11 protein-coding genes are annotated in these 14,226 nt (G+C 43.5%); 9 read left to right on the top strand and 2 right to left on the bottom strand.

The window, feature by feature from the left end; translation table 11 throughout:
• The first annotated feature begins 2 nt into the window (after positions 1-2).
• Positions 3-1,334: a sensor histidine kinase gene (locus LX92_RS13385; RefSeq protein ID WP_109651437.1), complete on the top strand. Its 1,332-nt coding sequence runs from the start codon at positions 3-5 to the stop codon at positions 1,332-1,334.
• A gap of 30 nt (positions 1,335-1,364) precedes the next feature.
• Here the strand turns inward: LX92_RS13385 and LX92_RS13380 are convergent, their stop codons facing one another.
• Positions 1,365-2,249, bottom strand: coding sequence for a dienelactone hydrolase family protein (locus LX92_RS13380; RefSeq protein ID WP_109651435.1), 885 nt, complete (start codon positions 2,247-2,249; stop codon positions 1,365-1,367).
• A 127-nt stretch (positions 2,250-2,376) separates the two neighbouring features.
• Between LX92_RS13380 and LX92_RS13375 the strand changes: the two genes are divergently transcribed.
• Positions 2,377-3,483, top strand: coding sequence for a Gfo/Idh/MocA family protein (locus LX92_RS13375; protein WP_109651433.1), 1,107 nt, complete (start codon positions 2,377-2,379; stop codon positions 3,481-3,483).
• Between the two features lie 8 nt (positions 3,484-3,491).
• On the opposite strand, the gene LX92_RS13370 is transcribed toward LX92_RS13375, so the two are convergent.
• On the bottom strand, positions 3,492-4,439 hold the full coding sequence (locus LX92_RS13370) for a hypothetical protein (protein ID WP_146197834.1): 948 nt from the start codon (positions 4,437-4,439) through the stop codon (positions 3,492-3,494).
• A 231-nt stretch (positions 4,440-4,670) separates the two neighbouring features.
• Between LX92_RS13370 and LX92_RS13365 the strand changes: the two genes are divergently transcribed.
• From LX92_RS13365 to LX92_RS13340, 7 genes are all read left to right on the top strand, one after another.
• Positions 4,671-6,206, top strand: coding sequence for an alpha-N-arabinofuranosidase (locus tag LX92_RS13365; protein WP_109651429.1), 1,536 nt, complete (start codon positions 4,671-4,673; stop codon positions 6,204-6,206).
• 16 nt (positions 6,207-6,222) lie between these two features.
• A complete protein-coding gene (locus LX92_RS13360) occupies positions 6,223-7,161 on the top strand; it encodes a pyridoxal-phosphate dependent enzyme (RefSeq protein WP_109651427.1) in 939 nt (312 codons plus the stop codon).
• A 114-nt stretch (positions 7,162-7,275) separates the two neighbouring features.
• Positions 7,276-7,446 carry a DUF6747 family protein gene (locus LX92_RS22445; protein ID WP_170117848.1) on the top strand — a complete coding sequence of 57 codons (171 nt, stop codon included), beginning with the start codon at positions 7,276-7,278 and terminating at the stop codon, positions 7,444-7,446.
• Between the two features lie 116 nt (positions 7,447-7,562).
• Positions 7,563-8,666 (top strand): acyltransferase family protein, encoded by a 1,104-nt coding sequence (locus tag LX92_RS13355; protein ID WP_109651425.1) that lies wholly within the window; start codon positions 7,563-7,565, stop codon positions 8,664-8,666.
• 325 nt (positions 8,667-8,991) lie between these two features.
• Positions 8,992-10,206, top strand: a complete 1,215-nt coding sequence (locus tag LX92_RS13350) for a DNA polymerase Y family protein (protein WP_109651423.1) — start codon at positions 8,992-8,994, stop codon at positions 10,204-10,206.
• A gap of 148 nt (positions 10,207-10,354) precedes the next feature.
• Positions 10,355-13,369: a DNA polymerase III subunit alpha gene (locus tag LX92_RS13345; protein ID WP_109651421.1), complete on the top strand. Its 3,015-nt coding sequence runs from the start codon at positions 10,355-10,357 to the stop codon at positions 13,367-13,369.
• Positions 13,370-13,581: 212 nt separating this feature from the next.
• The gene (locus tag LX92_RS13340) at positions 13,582-14,208 is read left to right on the top strand and encodes a class I SAM-dependent methyltransferase (RefSeq protein WP_223308370.1); all 627 of its coding nucleotides are present in this window, start codon (positions 13,582-13,584) and stop codon (positions 14,206-14,208) included.
• The last annotated feature ends 18 nt before the right edge of the window (positions 14,209-14,226 follow it).

The raw sequence follows: 14,226 nt of genomic DNA, 5'->3' as shown, positions 1-14,226 counted from the left end.
CCATGCGAAAACTAGGTATTTCATTTTTTTTATTGGTTGGGTTATCCCTTGTACTTACCGTTTGTGGAACGATTTTAGTCATGAAGGGTTATCCATTCGTGGCCTTATTGGTCTTTGTATTGGCCATTTCGGCAGCCTATTCGTTTTTCGATAAGACCAAGGAAACCTTACTTCGAACGTCACAAACATTACAGGCATTGGTACAGCGGGATCTCTCCGTAAAGATTCCTAAAAGCAAGCTCACCAAGAACATTGCGAAACCATTACAGGAACTCTTGGAACAGTCGCAGGAGACAAGGGTCCAGTCAGAATCGATGAAGTTGGTGTACGAATCGATTATCGAATCAATGGATACAGGGATATTGATTTTGAAGCAAGATTCGGAACGGATATTTTTTTCGAACAAAGCATTTTTCGAAATCCTTGAATTACCGCAGTATACCCATTGGTCAATGGCCAAGAAATATTTAAATGCCTTTGAAAAATATTTAAAGGAGGAAAGTTGGCGGAATTTAAGGGATGTTATCACGTTGAAAGTAAATGATAAAGAGGAGGTTTTTAGTTTGCGAACCTATACTTCCGAAATTTATGGCAAGCGTTATCTCGTCGTAAATCTTGATCCCATTCAAAATATCATGGACCGCACGGAGAAGGAAGCCTGGTTTAATCTGATGAAGGTAATGAGTCATGAGATCATCAATACCATAGCCCCAATAACATCCTTGACCAATAACCTTGAATTTTTGATTGGGGAAGAAAGTCAGGGGGTGGGGGAACATCAAAAGGATATAGCACAGAGTCTCTCGACCATAAAAAAAAGAACCCTACATCTTTTGGATTTCATTGAGAATTATCGCCTCTTGGCCGAACTGCCAACACCCAAACCGACTTGGTTCGTTATCGAGGAACTCTTTGGGCACAGCAAGACTTTCCTGTCCGGATTATTGAAAGAAAAGGGAATCCAAGTTGAGATCGATTTAGGGACAAAATCCTTACGCTTATTTGCAGATAAAAACCAGTTGGAGCAGGTATTGATCAATTTAATGACGAATAGTGTTTATGCACTGCAAAACAGTGAACATCCCAAAATTTCGTTGAAAGCCTATCGGGCAAATACGTCAACGGTCATCGAAGTAAGTGATAATGGCCATGGTATAAAGGATTCGATCAAAAAGGAGGTTTTCGTTCCTTTTTTCACCACCCGAAATAATGGTTCCGGTATTGGCCTAAGCCTGAGCAGGAATATTATGAACGCACATTATGGGACGATCAACTTTCATTCCAATGGGCAATCAACCACATTTAAATTGACATTCAAGGATCAGGTGGATTAATGTTATCCGAGGTTTATTTAAGTACAGCCGTTACAGCAGTTCTTTTTTGAAAAAGGCAATGGTCCTATCCCATGCCAATTCTGCAGCTTCCCTATCATATCTTGGGGTAGTGTCGTTGTGAAACCCGTGATTGGCCTTTTCATAGATATAGGCTTCGTACCTTTTGCCGTGTGCTTTCAACGCGGCCTCATAGGCGGGCCACCCCGCGTTCACCCGTTTGTCCAATGCACCAAAATGCAATAGGAGGGGAGCGTTTATTTTATCAATATCCTCGGTAGGTTGTCCCCCATAAAAAGGAACGGCAGCCTCTAGATCAGCAACCTCAACGGCCATCATATTCGATATCCATCCTCCAAAACAAAATCCCACGACACCAACATGGCCATTACAATCCGGATGGTCTTTCAGATAGTGAAAGGCCGCTATAAAGTCTGTCAGCATTTCGTTGCGGTCCCTTTTGCGTTGCAGTTCACGGCCATCATCGTCATTTCCGGGATATCCGCCCAAAGGTGTCAGGGCATCAGGTGCCAAGGAGACGAATCCGGCAAGGGCGGCACGACGGCCAACATCCTCGATATGTGGATTCAATCCGCGGTTTTCATGAACCACGACAATGCCCGGAAGTTTTCCGGTGGCATCCGAAGGCTTGGAGAGCAATCCTTTTATAAGTCCCCCACCATCGGGGGAATCATATTCGATGTATTCCGATTTCAATCGCGAATCATCCTGTGTGATTTGAATTTTTTTGACATAATCGGGAGAGATAAAACTGAGTAAGGAAGGAAGGGTGAGTCCGCCTACCGCATAGGTCGATAACTTATCCAAGAACAGCCTTCTATTTACCCGATTATGGGCGTAATCGTCGTAGAGGTCGAATACCTCCTGTTTAATGTCTTCTTTCCTTGGTTTTTTCATGTCCTGATGGTTTAAATATCTGAATCATTGAAAGATACAAAATATTGGGGTAAGTTTTTCAAGGGTCCTATATCCCGTTTTTAGTTTCCGGTATTAAAACGTAATTTTAATACAAATCAAATTCACTATGGGTTCACGAAGGGATTTTATCGAAAAAATGTCACTTACGGCGCTAAGCGTGCCAATTTTATATGCTCCAACAAGTCTTTTTGCTGCTTGTGAAGAACCTTATGACGGTCCCGTACTACGGGTAGCCATAATGGGGTTGGGCAGTTATGGGACCAGGGTGGCCAAGGCGATGGTAGCTTGTAAACGGGCGAAGTTGGTCGGTGTGATCAGTGGTTCACCTTCCAAAGTCACTAAATGGAAATCCGAGTATCATATTCCGGATAAAAATTGCTACGATTATACTGATTTTGATCGGATCAAGGAGAACCCCGATATTGATGCAGTTTATATTATAACCCCTAACGGACTCCATTGTGAACAGGCCATTCGGGTTGCCAAGGCTGGTAAGCATGTGATCTGCGAAAAACCCATGGCCATAAATGCCGAAGAAGGGGAGCGTATGGTCAAGGCCTGTAAAGAAGCCAAGGTGAAGCTATTGGTGGGATACCGTATGCATTATGAGCCCAAAACGGTTGAGGTCATACGTATGCGACAAACGGGTGAATTTGGGCAACCCAAATTTTTTCAAGGACAATCGGGATTCGTAATGGGTAATCCGAACCAATGGCGATTGGATAAAGAATTATCGGGTGGTGGTGCCATGATGGATATTGGTATCTATTCGATCAATGGGGCACGCTATATGTTGGGAGAGGAGCCTATTTGGGTCACTGCCCAAGAAACCAAGACCGATCCGGTGAAGTTCAAGGAAGGAATTGACGAAACCATAACGTTTCAAATGGGATTTCCCAGTGGGGCGATGGCATCCTGTCTTTCAACCTATGCAATGAATCATTTAGATCGTTTTTACATGACCGGAGAGAAAGGTTGGGTAGAAATGCAACCTTCCACGGGTTATGGTCCAATAAAGGGGCGTACGCATAAGGGTGAATTGGACCAGCCGCATAGTACGCATCAAACTTTACAGATGGAAGGTATGGCCCAGCTTATTTTTGAGGACGTGCAACCCTTGGTGCCTGTTGATGGGGAAGAAGGATTAAGGGATTTGAAAATCATTGATGCCATTTACCTGGCCGTCAAGACGGGTAGGAAGGTGACATTATAGGTAAGGGGTTATTTGTTTACACTGATCATCACCGCTTCACAACTCTTTAGATCGGAATTCAGGATGATGTTCTCGGAGGTCGTTCCATCGGTAATCTCGACCGAAACGGTATTGGGGGCATATTTCCCCAGGTTATGGGCATAGAGAAACAGGTCGTTTTTCTTATTGGGGTCTAAAGTGATTTCTATCTGTTTCTTGGAATAGGTCAATGGGTGTTTTGAAACTATGGTGAACCCATTCAGATAAACGGAAACGATATCGCCATCCTGTCGGCCGTGGTCCCATATCTTGATTTTGATTTTTTCGTTTTTAAAGGACAATTCCTTTACATAGGTGATATTTCGACCGTCGAACTCCATTCTTTTGGGAGCTTCGGCAATTTTGGGGTTTTGGATTTTCTTAGGTGTTTTTGCCTTGGCTACCGTATTGGTTTTTGACGCATTCAGTAGTCTGTACTGTTCCTTTCTGGCATCCGACTCTTTATTCTTGATGGAAAAATAGGGTGTGGACACCTTGGCAATATGAAACTTGTCATCGGGAAACATCTCAATACCTACCACCTGATAATTATTCCCAGAGCTAATGTTCCTGGCTAGGATGATGCCACCCGCATTCCCTGTGTTTTTAAAGGTTCCCAGTTCCTGCACTACCATATCGTCCTTGGCGAGAAAAAAGCGTATCGATTTGTCCGTGCCGATATTCTTGGTGTTCCATTCCAGCTCTACCGGTCCAGGGATAGTCCAGATACTACTGCTGTTCGGTGAGGTGATGTTGATGGCGGATTTTAGCATATCCGTTGCTTCCGTTTTTTCGATTTCTTCCAGATTGTTTGAAACACTGAGTGGATTATTGGAAGCTACAAAATCCTTGTGGTCCGATGTAGAATCAAAACCAAAAGTATGCCCATACATCCATTGGCATAAAAGAAAAGTGCTAAGAATAAAAATGGTTCGCATAACAATACTCCAATTCGATTGGTAACTATCAAGATTCAAAAGCTGTGCCAATCCCAATACTAACGAAGATATGGCTTAAATATTTGGTGTTCCTCCCAATTGTATACGTGTATTGTGGGTGTCATGGATTTCTTTGTGGGATTAAGGATGGATTTTGTTAAAATAAGTTTTACTTTCATTGATGATTAAGCCTACCTAATTGGTGAAGTGAATTATTTAAATAATGAAGATATGAAACTCAGAACCACAGTTTTTGCATTGTTGATTGTATTTTTCTCCTATTCCCAACAGAATACTATTGCGTTTGCCAAGTCTAATGACACAACCGTAATCAGTAAACATATTTATGGGCATTTTGCCGAACATTTGGGAAGGTGTATCTATGATGGTTTTTATGTGGGCGAGGATAATACGACCATTCCGAATACCAATGGGGTCCGCAACGATATAATAAATGCTTTAAAAGCGTTGAACATTCCTAACCTAAGGTGGCCAGGCGGCTGTTTTGCAGATACGTATCATTGGAAAGATGGTATAGGTCCAAAGGAGAACAGACCTGCCATTGTAAATACCTGGTGGGGCAATGTTACCGAGGACAATAGTTTTGGAACGCATGATTTTTTGAACCTTTGTGAAGTTTTAAACACCGAACCTTATATTTCCGGGAATGTGGGCAGTGGTTCTGTACAGGAGTTGGCAGATTGGGTACAGTATGTGAATTTTGAGGGTAAAAGTCCCATGTCCGACTTGCGGAGACAAAATGGTCGTGAAAAGCCTTGGAAGGTTAAATTTTGGGGTGTTGGTAATGAAGCTTGGGGCTGTGGGGGTAATATGCGCCCCGAATATTATGTCGATGTTTATAGAAAATATGCCACTTTTATGTCGGGTGTAGGCGTTGAAGGCGGATTGGATAAAATTGCGTCCGGAGCCAGTGATGCGGATTATCGCTGGACCGAAACCCTGATGCGCGACATTCCCCATAATCTTTTACAGGGTGTTGCATTGCACCATTATTCGGTCATTGACTGGGGCAGTAAAGGGTCTTCCACCGAGTTTAAGGAAGATCAATATTTCAAGACCATGCAAAGATCGTGGAAGATGGAAGAGCTCATTCAAAAACATACCGAGATAATGGACAAATATGACCCTGAACGAAAAGTGGACTTGGTCGTTGATGAATGGGGAGGGTGGTATGACGTTATGCAAGGAACAAATCCGGGATTTCTGTATCAACAGAATACCATGCGCGATGCCATGATTGCAGGTATGAACCTGAATATTTTCAATAACCATGCACAAAGGGTGAAAATGGCCAATCTGGCACAGACAGTGAATGTGCTTCAGGCAGTCATATTGACCGAAGGCAAGAAAATGATACTAACCCCAACCTATCATGTAATGGAAATGTACAAGATACATCAAGATGCGGTCTTGGTACCCTTGCAATTGAAAACCGACAATTATGAATATAAGGGGGAGTATTTACCAGCGATTTCTGCATCCGCATCAATAGATAAGGAAGGGGTCACCCATATCTCGTTGGTGAATATAGACCTTCATGACTCAAAGAACATTACGGTTTCTTTGGACAAGGTTTATAAATCGGTATCTGGGCGCATTTTGAAGAGTGCTAAGGTGCAGGATTATAATTCCTTTGGGGATCCAGAAAAAATAAAGCCGACCGATTTTAAGGGAGCTGTTTTGAAAAAGGATGGAATTAAAATTGAAGTGCCCCCATTTTCAGTTGTGGTACTGGCGTTAAAATGAATTGATATTGTCAACCATGATACAGAAAGAAGATCTTATTGCAACCCATCAAAGAATTACTCCTTTTATTCATGAAACCCCAATTTTCACCTCTCATTTATTGAATGGGATTGCAGAAGCCGAGCTGTTCTTTAAGTGTGAGAATTTCCAAAGAATGGGTGCCTATAAAATGCGGGGCGCTACGAATGCCATTTTACAATTGACCAAGGAACAAAGGGAAAAAGGGGTGGTCACCCATTCTTCGGGCAATTTTGCCCAGGCTTTATCCTTGGCAGCGAAGAGCCTGGGGGTTAAGGCCTATATCGTAATGCCATCTTCTGCCCCCCAAGTGAAGAAAGATGCCGTTAAGGGTTATGGCGGGACAATTATCGAATGCGAACCTACCCTAGGGGCAAGGAATACCATGGCCCAGGAAATCCAATCGGAAACAGGGGCGACCTTTATCCATCCTTCCAATGATCGGAATGTGATTGCAGGGCAGGGCACCGCTTGTATGGAGCTGTTGCGGGAACAACCCGACCTGGATGTTGTGGTCGTGCCTGTTGGGGGTGGCGGACTCATTGCCGGGACAGCACTTGCTGCCCATCATTTTGGGAATGATTGTAAGGTGGTCGGTGCGGAACCTTTTGAGGTCGATGATGCTTACCGTTCCTTGAAAAGTGGAAAAATAGAATCGAATGATACTACGAATACCATCGCAGACGGACTCAAGACCCAACTGGGGGATAAAAGTTTTCCGTTGATCCAAAAATATGTGGAAGGTATTGTTCGTGTTGGCGAGGATGAAATAATAGCGGCCATGAAATTGGTTTGGGAACGTATGAAGATCGTTATAGAGCCTTCCAGTGCGGTGGCCTTTGCGGCCGTGTTGCGTAAAAAAAATCGATTTATCGACAAAAAAGTTGGAATCATCATTTCTGGTGGGAATGTCGATCTTAAAAACCTTCCATTTTAATCAAAAAGCAGTATTTCAGCAACTTTTTATCTCCCTTAAACTAAAATCCCCCTTTTCATCAGGACGTGGAATGGGCTTTGTAATCTTACTATAAACAATAGTAAAATTTTGATTATGAAGACAACACTACTTATTAAGAAGATTTATGAGGAAGGATTTCGAAATTTGGGACATTTGATGGTCAAGAACTATTTCAAGGTTTTCGCATGGTTCAGTTTCGCAATGTTCTTTATCGTGCTGTATGCTTTTGTCTATAGAGTGTCTACAGGATTCGCTTTTGATTAGGACTTGCCCCTTTTTTAGTAACTGATTCTGGAAAATAATAAAGAAATTTGTGGTACTTTGGTAGGTGAAAGTCACATGTACACTAATTTGTGGAATTTAAGCCTGCCAGTATAAGTATGAAAAGATTTAAAGCACTGGATGTTTTTCGGGGGTTGACCATTTGTTTAATGATCGTTGTGAATACGCCGGGAGATCATAGCTTTACCTTTTCACCGTTACTACATGCCAAATGGCACGGATTTACCCCGACCGATTTGGTTTTTCCTTCCTTTCTTTTTGCAGTGGGCAATGCCTTTGCATTTGTAAAAACGCGCTGGGGCGATAAGTCCTTGTCCGAGGTTTTTGGAAAAATCGTAAAGCGTACCTTGATTATTTTCCTATTGGGATATCTCATGTACTGGATCCCGTTCATGTCATGGACGGAAACTGGGGACCTTGCAATGGTTCCTTTTAGTGAAACCAGGATATTGGGGGTATTGCAGCGAATTGCATTATGTTATTTCATGGGGGCCATCATGATCTATTTTTTGACAAACCGACAACTTTTAATAGGGTCGGGAATCCTATTGTTGGGGTATTGGTTGTTGCTCTATGCCTTTGGTGATTATACGTTGGAAGGCAATTTCGTTAGAACAATAGACCAGTTTGTTTTTGGTGATGCCCATTTGTATATGGGTGACGGTATCCCTTTTGATCCAGAAGGACTCTTAAGTACCCTTCCGGCAATATGTAATGTGATAGCAGGATATTTGGTTGGGAAATACGTTATTGATGGAGGGGTCGATTTTAAAAAGCTCGCTAAAATGCTAATGGTCGGGACCGGCCTATTGATCGTGGCGTATTTTTGGGATTTGGGTTTTCCTGTCAACAAGAAATTATGGACAAGCTCTTTCGTCGTCCTTACCGTAGGGATGGATATTATACTGCTTTCAGTATTGATTTATTGGATAGATCTGGTCAGAAAACCCGTGAACTTCAACTTCTTTGAGATTTTCGGGAAGAATCCCCTGTTCATATACCTGCTGTCTGAATACTTGGCAATAGGAATGCACTTTGTAAGGGTAGATGGCGAGCAGTCTTTGTTCAACTATATTTATGAAAAAGGTTTCAGTTGGATTGGCCATTACTTCGGGTCGCTTGCTTTTGCCTTGGTTTTTATGCTACTGTGCTGGGCTGTTGGTTGGTGGTTGAACAAGAAAAAAATATACATCAAGGTGTAGTTCTTGTCGATTCAAAAAAAACATTTGTAAACACCTTATTCCCTTTAACACAATTGAAAAAGCATATTGGATCCAGGAATTGGAAGCCGATACGTTAAATATTTTTATTTATATGGAAATAATCCAAAAAATAGGAATTATTCCATAATTTAGCTGTCCCTTTTAGTGAAACCTTGTTTTGGCAAGCATGTAATGCGATGACAAAATAAATGGAGGAACTAACCCTGACGTTTACAGTCAGGGTCTCTGTTTGATTTTGTTTTGGAGCTGTTCTATTCAAAGAAACCAAGGTTTACTAAGAGGAATATTATTTCGTAGGATAGTTATGCAAAAGACCATACTTCATTTAGATCTGGATACTTTTTTTGTATCCGTGGAACGGCTCTTGAACAGCGAGTTGCAAAATCGTCCCTTATTGGTGGGTGGTACCAGCGATCGGGGAGTGGTGGCGGCCTGTAGTTATGAAACCCGTGGTTTTGGGGTGCATTCCGGTATGCCCATGAAAATGGCGCGGGAATTATGTCCTGAAGCAGTCGTCATTAGGGGCAATGCGGGCACTTACAGCAAGCATTCCGATATGGTCACCGAGATCATCAAGGAACAGGTGCCCTTGTTCGAAAAATCGAGTATTGATGAGTTTTATGCCGACCTCTCGGGAATGGACCGTTTTTTTGGCTGTTACCAATATGCTTCCGAGCTACGTAAACGGATCATCAAGGAAACGGGTTTGCCTATTTCTTTTGGACTTTCAGCAAACAAAGTGGTATCCAAAGTGGCTACCAGTGAGGCCAAGCCAAACAATCAACTGAAAATCGATTTGGGTTATGAAAAACCTTTTTTGGCTCCCCTGTCGATAAAAAAAATACCCATGGTGGGCGATAAGACCTATCAGACCCTTCGCAATCTCGGGTTACGGAAAGTAAAGACGGTTCAAGAAATGCCGATGGATTTGATGCAACGCGTGTTGGGAAAGAATGGGGAGGTAATCTGGAAGCGTGCCAATGGGGTAGACCATACACCCGTAATCCCTTTTTGTGAACGAAAATCCATTTCCAACGAACGTACTTTTGATAAGGACACCATTGATGTGGTAAAACTGAGGGGTATCCTTATCGCGATGACCGAGAATCTGGCCTTTCAATTACGTAGGGGAGAAAAACTGACGGCCTGTATTGCCGTCAAGATCCGTTATTCCGATTTTAATACGTATTCCAAGCAAATGCGTATTCCGTATACGAGTGCCGACCATATTCTCATTCCCAAGATTTTGGAAATGTTCAAAACATTGTACAACAGAAGGTTATTGGTGCGCTTGGTGGGGATACGGTTCAGTCATTTGGTATCGGGCAATTATCAGATCAACCTTTTTGACGATACCGAGGAAGCGTTGAACCTTTATGCAGCCATGGATCGTATGCGGGAACGCTACGGGGATAAAAGTGTGGTAAGGGCTTCGGCTATGGGGGCTAGGACCATTGGTAGAATGCATAACCCCTTCAATGGGCAACCACCGACCGTATTGGCACATCGGAAACAGTAGGTTTTGGGTTTGCTGTCACCTCGAGCGCAGTCGAGAGGTCTTTGAAGCATTGCAACTATCAACATGGGTCTCGACTGCGCTCGACCAGACAGTATGTAAAGATTCATTTTGCCAACACCCAATATCCAACATCTAAAATCTAACGTCTATCTATCTAAATTGTCACACATATTACAGCCTTCGCTTCGGAACCTTTTCCGAACTCGAACTCCTGCAATTGGCCCAAGCCAACCATGTGACCCAATTGGCACTGACCGACATCAACAATACCTCTGCCGGACTCAATTTCGTGCGCAAGGCCAAGGAATTCAACATACGGCCTATTTTGGGTATTGATTTTAGGAATGGGGTAGACCCATGTTTTGTGGGTATTGCCAAGAACAATGAAGGCTATCAAGAGTTGAATGCCTTTTTATCATGGCATCTGCACAAAGGGGAAGAACTGCCTGCCATTGCCCCACATTTTGATAATGCCTATGTCATTTACCCTTTTGAGAAAGTATTGCTCAATGACCAGATTACCTTTTCCGACGATGAATTTATCGGCGTTTCGATTGCCGACCTAAGGCGATTGCCCTTTTCCAAACTGGTTGAGCTCAGGGCTAAATTGGTGGTGTTGCAACCCGTTACCTTTAGGAACAAACGCGATTTTAATGCGCATCGTCTCTTGCGGGCCATCGATAATAATGTGTTGTTGAGCAAGCTTCCAAAGAGCGAAGAAGCCTCAGAGGGCGAGAAGATGTACCCCGTACAGAATCTGGCAACAGCCTTTTCGGAGTATCTCTTTATTCTTGGGAATACCGAGAAGTTGATGAATTCCTGTAGTATACATTTCGATTTTTCAGAGGGGCGGGAGCCCCAGAATCAAAAGACTTATCTACAGTCTAAGGAAGAGGACGAAAAACTACTTGAGGAACTATGCCAAAAAGGGTTGTCGTATCGTTATCCCGAAGTGAACAAAACGATTTTGGACCGATTGCAAAAGGAACTGGGCCTAATCAAGAAAATGGGGTTTGTATCCTACTTCCTTATCAATTGGGATATTGTTTCCCATGCCCAAAAGAAGGGTTTTTTCTATGTAGGCCGGGGGAGTGGTGCCAATAGTATTGTCGCCTATCTATTGCGGATCACCGATGTGGATCCCATAGAGCTCGACCTATATTTTGAGCGATTCATTAACCTATATCGGGTGAATCCGCCCGACTTCGATATCGATTTTTCATGGCGCGACCGGGAGGAAATGACCCAGTATATTTTTGACACGTTCAAGAATGCCGTGCTTTTGGGGACTTATGTCACCTTTAAGCATCGTGGTGCGGTGCGGGAGTTGGGCAAGGTGTTCGGGTTGCCCAAAAACGAAATCGATCTATTGGCCGATGGGCGGTACCAATCCTCACGGTTGGATGAGGTTTCGAATTTGGTCTTAAAGTATGGGGAATTGATCAAGGGCATGCCCAATTATTTGAGCATTCATGCCAGTGGAATCCTGATCAGTGAAAAGCCCGCGCATTATTTTTCCGCGACCCATTTGCCTCCCAAGGGGTTTGCTACGGTTATGTTCGATATGGTCATTGCCGAGGATGTCGGACTGTATAAGTACGATATTTTAGGGCAGCGGGGTTTGGCAAAAATAAAAGAGACCATGGAGATCCTGGAAGCGAGTCGACCCGAGGAAACCGCTAAGTTCGATATCCATGATATCAAGGCTTTTAAGAACGATCCCAACATCAATGACATGATAAAGAGTGCCCAGTGCATGGGGTGTTTTTATGTGGAATCACCCGCCATGCGTATGCTGCTCAAAAAATTGCAGGTAGACAGCTATCTTGGGTTGGTGGCGGCAAGCTCGATCATACGACCTGGGGTGGCCAAAAGTGGAATGATGCGCGAGTATATCCTACGGCACCGTAATCCGGGGCGGGCGAAGGAGAGGGCCCATCCGGTAATGTTGGATATTATGCCCGAGACCTATGGGGTCATGGTCTATCAGGAAGATGTGATTAAAGTGGCCAATTGCTTTGCCGGTCTGGATCTGGGAGAGGCCGATGTACTGCGGAGGGGTATGAGTGGTAAGTTCCGTTCACGGGAGGAGTTTCAAAAGGTAAAGGATAGGTTTGTCGGGAATTGTAGGGAAAAGGGCTATGATGATAAGCTTATTTTTGAGATTTGGGAACAGATTGCCAGTTTTGCAGGTTATGCCTTTGCCAAGGGACATTCGGCCTCCTATGCCGTGGAAAGTTATCAGAGCCTTTTTTTAAGGACGTACTATCCGTTGGAATATATGGTCGCCGTGCTCAATAACGGTGGCGGATTTTACCGGGCCGAAAGCTATATCCATGAGGCACGTATGCTTGGGGCCACTATTCACGCCCCCTGTGTGAACAAAAGTCAACCCGCCAACTGTCTTTACGGCACACAGCTGTATCTGGGACTTATGTATTTAAAGGAGTTGGAAAGTCGGGTTATGGATCGTATCCTTAAGGAACGGACAGCGAACGGACCTTTTACCTCTTTGGCCGATTTTCTGGATCGGGTGGTTATCTCTATAGAGCAGGTAAGCATACTTATCCGTATTGATGCTTTTCGGTTTACCCAGGTCAATCAGCACGAGCTGCTGTGGCAAGCACATTTGTTCCTCTCCAAGGGGATGTTGGTAGAGCATCCCAAATTGTTTCCGCCGCGGCATGAAAAGTTCAGTATTCCCAAGATGCATACCACCGATCTTGAGATGGCCTTTACCCAATTGGAACTCTTGGGCTTTTGCCTGTGTAGTCCTTTTGGGTTGTTGAAAGAACCGCTCAGGAACGACCATGGTAGTAGGGACCTGGAACGCTATTTGGGTAACCATATCGATATTTACGGTTATTTGGTTACGGTTAAGAACACCAGTACCCATAATGGAAAGCGCATGCATTTTGCTACGTTGTTGGATCAACACGGGGAGGTGTTCGATACGGTATTGTTTCCGCCTGTAGCGGCCAAATACCATTTTAGGGGCAAGGGGGTGTACCGTTTTTACGGTAAGGTGGTGAGTGAGTTTGGGTTTTTGAGTATCGAGGTCATTAAAATGCTGAAACAGGATTATGTGCAAGACCCCCGTTATGCCGATATGAAGACAGCGAACAAGGTGTTTAAGGAGAAGGAAAAAAGAATGGGAAATTGAATATTGTAATGCTTTGGGGTAGAATGGGATTGTGGATCCTAATTTTTTTATTTCGGGAATCTTGAAAGAGGAATAAACGTATGGCCCCCTCATTTTTTTACGATTAAAACCGATATATCCTCAGTATCTTTAATGTGTGATTTGATTTGCGAAGCGGAAGGAGGGTGCAGCCCGAAATGGCTTAAGTTATTGTTTTAAAGTAAAATGCAAGGATGGACAAAATGAATACGATGTGGGACGATCGGTATGCCGGGGAGGAATACGTCTACGGTACGGAACCCAATACTTTTTTTAAGAGTACAATAGATCAACAGAACCTTAGTGGCCGTATTTTATTGCCAGGCGAGGGTGAAGGTCGAAATGCTGTATATGCGGCAAAATCCGGCTTACAGGTAAGTGCTTTTGATATTAGTATGGAAGGGAGGAACAAAGCCTTGAAATTGGCCGAAAAAGAAAAGGTGATGATCCATTATGAAGTCGGGGAGTTTTTCGATTTGTCATTAGTGAATAAGGAATATGATGCAGCAGCCCTTATTTTTGCGCATTTTCCACCCCAAATTGCATCAAAATACCATCACAAAATCGCTGATTTGCTAAAACCGGGCGGACTCTTGATTTTAGAAGGGTTCAGTGTTGGACATTTGGCGTTGCGAAAGTTGAATCCGGCAGTGGGCGGTCCTGGCAATATGGATATGCTGTTTTCCAAGGATTCAATTCAAAGGGATTTCCCGAATTTCGAGATCCTGCAACTTGAAGAGGTTGATGTTGAGTTGAAGGAAGGCGACTTTCATAATGGTATAAGTAAGGTGATTCGGTTTATCGGGAAGAAAACCGGATAGTGCCCATGATAGAATTGG

It is taken from the genome of Maribacter polysiphoniae (assembly GCF_003148665.1).
Classification (GTDB): domain Bacteria; phylum Bacteroidota; class Bacteroidia; order Flavobacteriales; family Flavobacteriaceae; genus Maribacter_A; species Maribacter_A polysiphoniae.
Note: the sequence above shows the minus strand (reverse complement) of the source record. Positions and strands in the feature narration are given on the sequence as shown.

Coding starts and splice junctions, on each gene's coding strand:
- LX92_RS13340 (WP_223308370.1), top strand. CDS start 13,582: ATGGACAAAATGAATACGATGTGGGACGATCGGTATGCCGGGGAGGAA.
- LX92_RS13385 (WP_109651437.1), top strand. CDS start 3: ATGCGAAAACTAGGTATTTCATTTTTTTTATTGGTTGGGTTATCCCTT.
- LX92_RS13380 (WP_109651435.1), bottom strand. CDS start 2,249: ATGAAAAAACCAAGGAAAGAAGACATTAAACAGGAGGTATTCGACCTC.
- LX92_RS13360 (WP_109651427.1), top strand. CDS start 6,223: ATGATACAGAAAGAAGATCTTATTGCAACCCATCAAAGAATTACTCCT.
- LX92_RS13365 (WP_109651429.1), top strand. CDS start 4,671: ATGAAACTCAGAACCACAGTTTTTGCATTGTTGATTGTATTTTTCTCC.
- LX92_RS13375 (WP_109651433.1), top strand. CDS start 2,377: ATGGGTTCACGAAGGGATTTTATCGAAAAAATGTCACTTACGGCGCTA.
- LX92_RS13355 (WP_109651425.1), top strand. CDS start 7,563: ATGAAAAGATTTAAAGCACTGGATGTTTTTCGGGGGTTGACCATTTGT.
- LX92_RS22445 (WP_170117848.1), top strand. CDS start 7,276: ATGAAGACAACACTACTTATTAAGAAGATTTATGAGGAAGGATTTCGA.
- LX92_RS13370 (WP_146197834.1), bottom strand. CDS start 4,439: ATGCGAACCATTTTTATTCTTAGCACTTTTCTTTTATGCCAATGGATG.
- LX92_RS13350 (WP_109651423.1), top strand. CDS start 8,992: ATGCAAAAGACCATACTTCATTTAGATCTGGATACTTTTTTTGTATCC.